Source organism: Candidatus Thiosymbion oneisti, assembly GCF_900092655.1.
In the GTDB taxonomy this organism is placed as follows: Bacteria; Pseudomonadota; Gammaproteobacteria; order Chromatiales; family Chromatiaceae; genus Thiosymbion; species Thiosymbion oneisti.
Map to the genome: position 1 here is coordinate 1 of NZ_FLUY01001476.1, position 218 is coordinate 218.

Here is a 218-nt window from a genome sequence, read left to right on the forward strand (position 1 = left end):
GCCTCTGGGGTTTCGCCGAGGCGTTGGAGGATGCGGCGGCTGATTTCGAGGGACTCGGTGAAGGCGTCGCGTGCGCGCTGCCAGTCGCCGAGTTGCTGATCGGTCTTGCCCACCTTATTGAGTGAGACCGAGAGGTCGCGGAGGGCCTCTGGGGTTTCGCCGAGGCGTTGCAGGATGCGGCGGCGGATTTCGAGGGATTCGGTGAAGGCGGTGCGGGC

At 66.5% G+C, this 218-nt stretch carries 1 protein-coding gene; it reads right to left on the reverse strand.

Annotation, left to right across the window (positions count from 1 at the left end; genetic code table 11):
- The coding region (locus BQ17_RS15195; RefSeq protein WP_141699311.1) for a tetratricopeptide repeat protein at positions 1 to 218 on the reverse strand (218 nt) is incomplete at both ends.